Source organism: bacterium, assembly GCA_020440705.1.
Classification (GTDB): domain Bacteria; phylum Krumholzibacteriota; class Krumholzibacteriia; order LZORAL124-64-63; family LZORAL124-64-63; genus JAGRNP01.
This window is the reverse complement of sequence record JAGRNP010000164.1, coordinates 1-6,660: the sequence shown is the minus strand read 5'-3', so window position 1 is coordinate 6,660 and position 6,660 is coordinate 1. Positions and strand designations below refer to the sequence as shown.

The following is a 6,660-nucleotide window of genomic DNA, read 5'->3' as shown; positions in this document are numbered from 1 at the left end:
CCGCACGTCGTCCCCGCCGGGCGGGATGCCCATGCCGGGGTCGAGCAAGACCTGCCCCACGTCCACCGGCCGCACGTCTTCCTGCTCGGGCGGCTGGTAGTCGAAGGCCTGGAACTTCGCCTCGATGGTGTAGACGCTCGCGCCCTTCTCCGTGTAGAGCCGCACGAAGTGGGTGCCGGGCTCGACCCGCAGCTCCACCTCGTCCTTCTCCAGCTCGGGCGAGTGCCGCCGGGAGTCGAGCAGCGCGCCGAAGCGATCGCGCACGTCCACCACGGCGTCCACCGATTTGTGCTCGTCCCAGAAGACCGTGAGCTTCAAGAAGCCGCGGTCGGTCACCTTGAAGAACTTCCAGTCGGTGTTGTCGCCGTCTGGCGCCGACAGGAAGTCGTCCATCAGCTTGTCGACGAAGAGCTGCTCGGCGCCTGAGCGATCGGCATCCTTGCCCGACGCGGAGTCGGGGCGGATCTCCAGATCGCCGCAGCCGCCAAGAAGGAGGGCACCACCGAGGGCGGTACCGAGGACTGAGAACCCGCTACGAGCGCCCACGTTCGACGCCTCCATCCCCTCTGGTTGCCGGCCGGCCGGGTTCAGGTAGCACCCGGCCTCGGCGAGTGTCAAGGCGCCGCCCCACCCGAAGGCCTCGGCTTTTCCCGTTGCCGCCGGCATGGGGACGCTGGCATGCTACGCCGGCTCCCCGGGGGGCAAGCGAGGGAACGCGTGGCCAGGCATCGGATCTTCCGGCAAACATCGGAGACGATCGCCACTCTGCTTGAGGACGGCGTCAAAGAGATCGTCGGCCGGAGCATCCAGGTCGTCAGCGGTCCGCCCCTGCGCGAGAAGTTCACCCGCATGCCGGCTCTCGGCGTCTACCTGTACCGGGTGGGCGTCCGCAAGAAGCGACGCGAAGAGACGGCGACGCAGGTGTTGCGGATTGACGCGCGCGGCCGGGTCGAGACGTGGTATCAGGACCCATCGGTGCTGATGGATCTTGACTACATGATCACGGCCTGGGCCGACGAGGACGCCGAGCAGCAGGAGCTGCTGGGCACCGCGATGCAGGTCTTGATGAACCACCCCGTGCTGGAAGGCGACCTGCTCGAGGGCGACGCCTTCGATCCGGAGACCCGCATCCCCATGCGGCCGGTCGAGGAGCTCTCCGTCGAGTTTCTCATGTCCCTCTGGCGCGGATTCGGTGAGCACTTGCGGCCGGCAGTGGGCTATACCTGTCGGGTCCGCATGGAGTCTCCGCGGCGGCTCAAGGTCGCCCGGTCGGTCGAAGATGTGGAGATGGGGGTCAACTGGTCCCCGGAACGAGGAACGCGGCGCGCCACGACGGCCACCGGTTCCGGCACGTAGGAGGATGATGGATGGCGCCTGAGTACTTGTCCCCCGGCGTTTATGTCGAGGAGGTCCCTGGGGCGAGCAAGCCCATCGAAATGGTGGGCACCAGCACGGTCGGCTTCATCGGCGAGAGCCGCAAGGGGCCGGTCAACCAGGTGGTCTTCTGCCCCAACTGGAGCACGTTCACGAAGAACTTCGGCGACTTCGCCGACAGCGGGCACTTCGCCCACGCCGTGTACGGGTTCTTCAACAACGGCGGCGCGCGCTGCTTCGTCCTGAACGTGGGTCAGGGCGAGGCCGACAAGCGCCCCGCGCGGTTCATCGGCTACGACAAGGGCCCCGGCGATCGCGCCGGTCTCCACGCCTTCGAGGAGGTCGAGGAGATCGCCATCGTCTGCGCGCCCGGTCAGACCGATCCCGCCATCCAGGACGCGGTGCTGACCCACTGCGAGAAGATGCGGTACCGCTTCGCCATCCTCGACTCGCCCGAGGTCATCGAGGCGGGCGGGGTCGACAAGCTGCCCAAGCCCCGGGACAGCAAGTACGGCGCGTACTACTTCCCCTGGATCAAGGTCTATGATCCCAACGACGGCGAGATCTACGTGCCGCCGTCCGGGCACATGGCCGGCATCTACGCGCGCTCCGACGCCGAGCGCGGCGTCCACAAGGCGCCCGCCAACGAGATCGTCCGCGGCGCGCTGGGCCTGCGGTACAACATCACCAAGGGCGAGCAGGACATCCTGAACCCCAAGGGGATCAACTGCATCCGCGAGTTCACCAACCGGGGCATCCGGGTGTGGGGCGCGCGGACCATCTCCAGCGATCCCGAGTGGCGCTACGTGAACGTCCGCCGCCTCTTCAACATGGTGGAGAACTCCATCGAGGGCGGCACGCAGTGGGTGGTCTTCGAGCCGAACGACCACATGCTGTGGAAGCGCGTGAGCCGCAACATCACTGCCTTCCTCCTGCGCGTCTGGCGTGATGGGGCTCTCTTCGGGGAGTCGCCGGATCAGGCCTTCTACGTGAAGTGCGACGCCGAGACGAACCCGCCGGAGGTCATCGACGCTGGCCAGCTCGTGGTGGAGATCGGAATGTGCCCCACGAAGCCGGCCGAATTTGTTATCTTCCGCATCGGGCAGATGCCGACGGGTGGTGACGTCTCCGAGTGAGGCGCCCGACGTCATCCACCGCATCGTGGCGGCCGCCGGGCCGCCCTTAGGAGGACACGATGGCCTTTTCTGACCAGCGCCGTGCGTTTGACCACGTCGGCAATTTCAACTTCATCGTCGAGGTCGATGGGATCTCGGCCGGCGCGTTCAAGAACGTCGACGGTCTGTCTGCCGAGGTCTCCATCGTCGAGTACCAGGACGGCAACGACCTGGTGCTGCGCAAGCGGCCCGGCCGCACCAAGTACGGCGACATCACCGTCAAGCGCGGCTACGTCGAGGACAACAGCCTCTTCAACTGGTTCATGCGGGGTGTCGAGGGCAAGATCGAGCGCAAGAGCGTGTCGATCATCCTCCTCAACAGCGCCGGTGACGAGGTCGTCCGCTACAACCTCTTCGAGACCTGGCCGAGCAAGTGGAAGGGCTTCACCCTGGATGGCAAGGCCGATGACGCCGCCGTCGAGGAGATCACCTTCTGCGTCGAGAAGTGGGAGCGCGTCATCTCCGAGTCCGCCACGGCGGCCACCGGCGTGATTCGCTGATCGACCGACGCTGACTCGCCGGGGGGGCTGGTTCTCCTGCCCCGACCGTCGGCATCGTCCGGGTACGCGGCGTCCTCCATGGTGGGGTGACGCCGCGTTCTTGTTCAGGCATCTGGCGCAAGCGAGCATGACGCCATGGCGTTCCAGACCGAGTTCAACTTCATCCTGCCGAAGGGCTACGTCGATCCGAACGGGGTGCTGCACCGTGAGGGCGTGATGCGTCTGGCCACCGCCAAGGACGAGATCGCGCCGCTTCAGGACTACCGCGTCCAGAAGAACCGGGCCTACCTGGTCATCATCCTGCTCTCGCGGGTGATCACCCGGCTGGGCACCACGGACAGCATCAACCCCTCGGTGATCGAGCGCCTCTTCTCTTCTGATCTTGCGTACTTGCAGGAATTCTACCGCCGGATCAACGAGGAGGGCTCTGCCCAGATCAAGACCCAGTGTCCGGCCTGCCAGCACGAGTACGAGATCGACCTGGGGGCAGGCGTGGGGGAATCGTGAGCTACCCCCTGGAGCGGATCTTCCAGGAGGTAGCCTACATCGCGTACCACTTCCACTGGGCGCTCGACGACATCCTGTCGATGGAGCACCGAGAGCGGCAGCTCTGGATTCGTGAGATCTCCGGGATCAACAAGGAGATCAACGAGTCGCGGCGCTGACGAGGGCGAACGATGGCCGAGCTGAGGGCACCGGGGGTCTACTTCGTCACCGATGAGCAGCGGGTCGCTCCGCTGAGCCTCGGCCAGACCGGTGTGCCCGTGTTCCTCGGGATCACGCGCCGCGGCCCCCTCGACGTCCCCGTCCGCATCGACAGCGAGGCGCAGTTCGTGGAGGTGTTCGGCGAGCCGCTGCCGGACACCTACCTCGGCGCCGCGCTGCGGGGCTTCTTCGACAACGTGGACGGTCACTGCCACGTCCTGCGCGTCGCCCGGGTGGAGGGGCGCGAGGACGAGGATGTGGCGCGCTCCGCCGAGCTGGTGCTGCACGACGGCGCCGGCAACCCCTGTCTGAGCGTGCGCGCCCGCGACCCCGGCACCTGGGGCAACGGCCTGCGCGCCACCGTGCAGACCTCCGTCCTCCAGCGCACCTTCCTGACCCGCGACGCCGACGCCGGCGAGCGCGTGCTGCAGGTGAAGAGCGCCCATGGCCTCGCCGCCGGCACCCTGGTGCAGATCCAGGCCGGCGACGTGACGCAGTGGACGGTGGTGGCCCGCGTCCAGGAGAAGACGGTCTCCCTGGCCGAGCCCCTGCGCGCCCCCTTCCCGTCCGCCGCGCCCACCTACGTCACCGCCTTCGCGTTCGACCTGGTGGTGGGGGATCTGGAGCGGACGGAGCGGTTCGAGGCGCTGTCGGTCTTCGGCAACAGCCCCCGCTTCGTGGAGCGCGTCAACGACATCAGCCGGCTCATCAAGGTCACGGCCCTGCGGCCGGAGGTCCTGCCCGAGCTCGCCCAGCCCGTGCCCTTCGAGGCGGCCCCGCTGGTCGGCGGCTCCGACGGCATCGACAACCTGGGCCCCGACGACTTCATCGGCTACGACCGCGGCCCCGCCTCGCGGCGCGGGCTCATGTGCCTGGTGGAGTACCCCGACATCGACCTGCTGGTCATGCCGGACCTCATGGCCGCCTGGCAGAAGAGCGAACGATTCCGGTCACTTCGCGACGTCGAGGCCGTGCAGGAGGCCGCCATCGCCCTGTGCGAGCGGTCGGCCAACCGGTTCGCCATCCTCGACATGCCCCCCGGCGGCGACGTGCAGGAGAGCCTGCGGTGGCGGCGGCAGTTCGACTCGTCGCGCGCCGCGCTCTACTTCCCCTGGCTGGTCGTGCTCGACGGTGGCCGCCGCCGCGCCGTGCCGCCCTCCGGCCACGTCGCCGGCATCTTCGCCCGCAGCGACCGCGGCCATGGGGTGCACAAGGCCCCGGCCAACGAGGTGGCCGAGGGCGTCGTCGATCTCTCGGTGCTGCTCCAGGACCAGCACCTCGCGCTCCTCTACGAGTCGGGCATCAACTGCATCCGCTCGTTCTCGGCCCGGGGCCTGCGCCTCTGGGGGGCCCGGACGCTGTCGAGCGATCCCGAGTGGCGGTACGTCAACGTGCGCCGCACGGTGAGCGCCATCGCCCAGGCCATCGAGAACGGCACCCAGTGGGCCGTGTTCGAGCCCAACGGTCCTGACCTGTGGAAGCGCCTCTCCCGGATGGTCTCCGCGTTCCTCATGGAGCTACGCGATCTGGGCGTGCTGACGGGGGCGACCCCCGAAGAAGCCTTTTTCGTTCAATGCGATAAGGAGACGAATCCACCCGAACAGGTCAGTCGCGGTATGCTGGTCACCCGGATCGGGCTGGCCGTGTCGCGGCCCGTCGAGTTCATCGTGTTCCGGCTCGCGCAGCGGCTGGAGAACGAGGCCCAGAGCATGGAGGACTAGCCGATGGCCGCCGCGAAGTACGCCTACGGCACTTTCAACTTCAAGCTGGAGATCAACGGCCTCACCCTCGGCCACTTCCAGAACGTCACGGGCCTGGGCCACGAGATCGAGGTGCTGACCCACCAGGAGGGCGGCGTCAACGATCGGCAGCACAAGCTCCCGGGCCAGGGCAGCTTCCCGAACGTGACGCTCAAGCTGGGCTACGTCGCGTCGGAGCTGGCCGAGGACTGGCACTTCAACTTCGCCATCAACCCGAAGTCGGTGGGCCGCAAGGACGGCTCCATCGTCATGCTGGATGACGCGGGCGAAGAGCTGATGCGCTGGAACTTCGTGCGCGCCTGGCCGGTGAAGTGGGACGGGCCCGAGTTCAACTCGGGGGCCGACAACCTGGCCGTGGAGACGCTCGAGATCGCCCACGAGGGCCTCAACCGCGACGGCGCCCGCCGGCCGGCGGCGGCAGCGGGGGTCAGCATCGGCGCCAGCGCCTCCTTCGGGGCCAGCATCGGCGGCAGCGCGTCCTTCGGGGCCGGCGCGTCCCTCGGCGCCTCCGCCTCGGTGCAGGCGTCCTTCAACGCGTCGGCCGGGGCCTCGTTCAGCGCGGAGGCCGGCTTCAGCGCCGGCGCCCAGGCCGGGGCCCAGGTGGGCGCCCAGGCCAAGGCCCAGGCCCAGAACGCCGCCGCCCAGGTCAAGGCCCAGGCCCAGCAGGCCGCCGCCAGCGCCAAGGCCCAGGCCCAGAACGCCGCCGCGAACGCCAAGGCCCAGGCCGGCGCCAACGCCAAGGTCGAGGCCGGCTTCAGCGCCAAGGTCGGGGGCTGACGTCGGTGTCGGAGGCCCTCGCCATCGACGTCGTCCGGGATCCGGCCTCCGACCTGGGGGCCCGGCTCGATCGGTTCGCTGGCGCCCATGGCGACCGCTTCGGGCGCTTCGGCGTCATCGCGCCGCCGGGCGCGCCGAGCATGCTGAGCCGCCTCGAGGGCCGCTGGGCGATGGGCCTGGCCACCACCGGCCTCATCGAGGTCTTCGATGGCGCCGACTTCGGCCCCCTCGTACGCGAGTGGGGTTTGCGGGCCGGCTACGACGACGGGCAGGCCCCCGATCACCCCTTCGTGATCCCGGTCGACCCGGTCGACCCCCTCGCGGCGGTCGGCGGGCCCCGCGCCGCGACGCGCCGGCCCGCCCGCCAGG

General features: G+C 68.8%; 9 protein-coding genes. 8 read left to right on the top strand and 1 reads right to left on the bottom strand.

What is annotated here, in order from left to right:
• Positions 1 to 546, bottom strand: a 546-nt coding sequence (locus tag KDM41_16590; GenBank protein ID MCB1185044.1) for a hypothetical protein, incomplete at its 3' end; no start/stop codon positions are given.
• A gap of 171 nt (positions 547 to 717) precedes the next feature.
• Between KDM41_16590 and KDM41_16585 the strand changes: the two genes are divergently transcribed.
• The 8 genes from KDM41_16585 to KDM41_16550 all read left to right on the top strand — a co-directional run.
• A complete protein-coding gene (locus tag KDM41_16585) occupies positions 718 to 1,356 on the top strand; it encodes a DUF4255 domain-containing protein (GenBank protein MCB1185043.1) in 639 nt (212 codons plus the stop codon).
• Between the two features lie 11 nt (positions 1,357 to 1,367).
• Positions 1,368 to 2,510: a phage tail sheath family protein gene (locus KDM41_16580; protein MCB1185042.1), complete on the top strand. Its 1,143-nt coding sequence runs from the start codon at positions 1,368 to 1,370 to the stop codon at positions 2,508 to 2,510.
• Between the two features lie 59 nt (positions 2,511 to 2,569).
• Positions 2,570 to 3,049: a phage tail protein gene (locus KDM41_16575; GenBank protein ID MCB1185041.1), complete on the top strand. Its 480-nt coding sequence runs from the start codon at positions 2,570 to 2,572 to the stop codon at positions 3,047 to 3,049.
• Positions 3,050 to 3,184: 135 nt separating this feature from the next.
• A complete protein-coding gene (locus KDM41_16570; protein MCB1185040.1) occupies positions 3,185 to 3,556 on the top strand; it encodes a phage tail assembly protein in 372 nt (123 codons plus the stop codon).
• Positions 3,553 to 3,714, top strand: a complete 162-nt coding sequence (locus tag KDM41_16565; GenBank protein ID MCB1185039.1) for a hypothetical protein — start codon at positions 3,553 to 3,555, stop codon at positions 3,712 to 3,714. The genes KDM41_16570 and KDM41_16565 overlap by 4 nt, the downstream gene beginning before the upstream one ends.
• A 12-nt stretch (positions 3,715 to 3,726) precedes the next feature.
• On the top strand, positions 3,727 to 5,475 hold the full coding sequence (locus tag KDM41_16560) for a phage tail sheath family protein (protein MCB1185038.1): 1,749 nt from the start codon (positions 3,727 to 3,729) through the stop codon (positions 5,473 to 5,475).
• Between the two features lie 3 nt (positions 5,476 to 5,478).
• The gene (locus KDM41_16555) at positions 5,479 to 6,291 is read left to right on the top strand and encodes a phage tail protein (protein ID MCB1185037.1); all 813 of its coding nucleotides are present in this window, start codon (positions 5,479 to 5,481) and stop codon (positions 6,289 to 6,291) included.
• Between the two features lie 5 nt (positions 6,292 to 6,296).
• Positions 6,297 to 6,660 (top strand): hypothetical protein (locus KDM41_16550; protein MCB1185036.1); only part of this gene is annotated, 364 nt, incomplete at its 3' end.

Coding starts and splice junctions, on each gene's coding strand:
- KDM41_16580 (MCB1185042.1), top strand. CDS start 1,368: ATGGCGCCTGAGTACTTGTCCCCCGGCGTTTATGTCGAGGAGGTCCCT.
- KDM41_16575 (MCB1185041.1), top strand. CDS start 2,570: ATGGCCTTTTCTGACCAGCGCCGTGCGTTTGACCACGTCGGCAATTTC.
- KDM41_16570 (MCB1185040.1), top strand. CDS start 3,185: ATGGCGTTCCAGACCGAGTTCAACTTCATCCTGCCGAAGGGCTACGTC.
- KDM41_16560 (MCB1185038.1), top strand. CDS start 3,727: ATGGCCGAGCTGAGGGCACCGGGGGTCTACTTCGTCACCGATGAGCAG.
- KDM41_16555 (MCB1185037.1), top strand. CDS start 5,479: ATGGCCGCCGCGAAGTACGCCTACGGCACTTTCAACTTCAAGCTGGAG.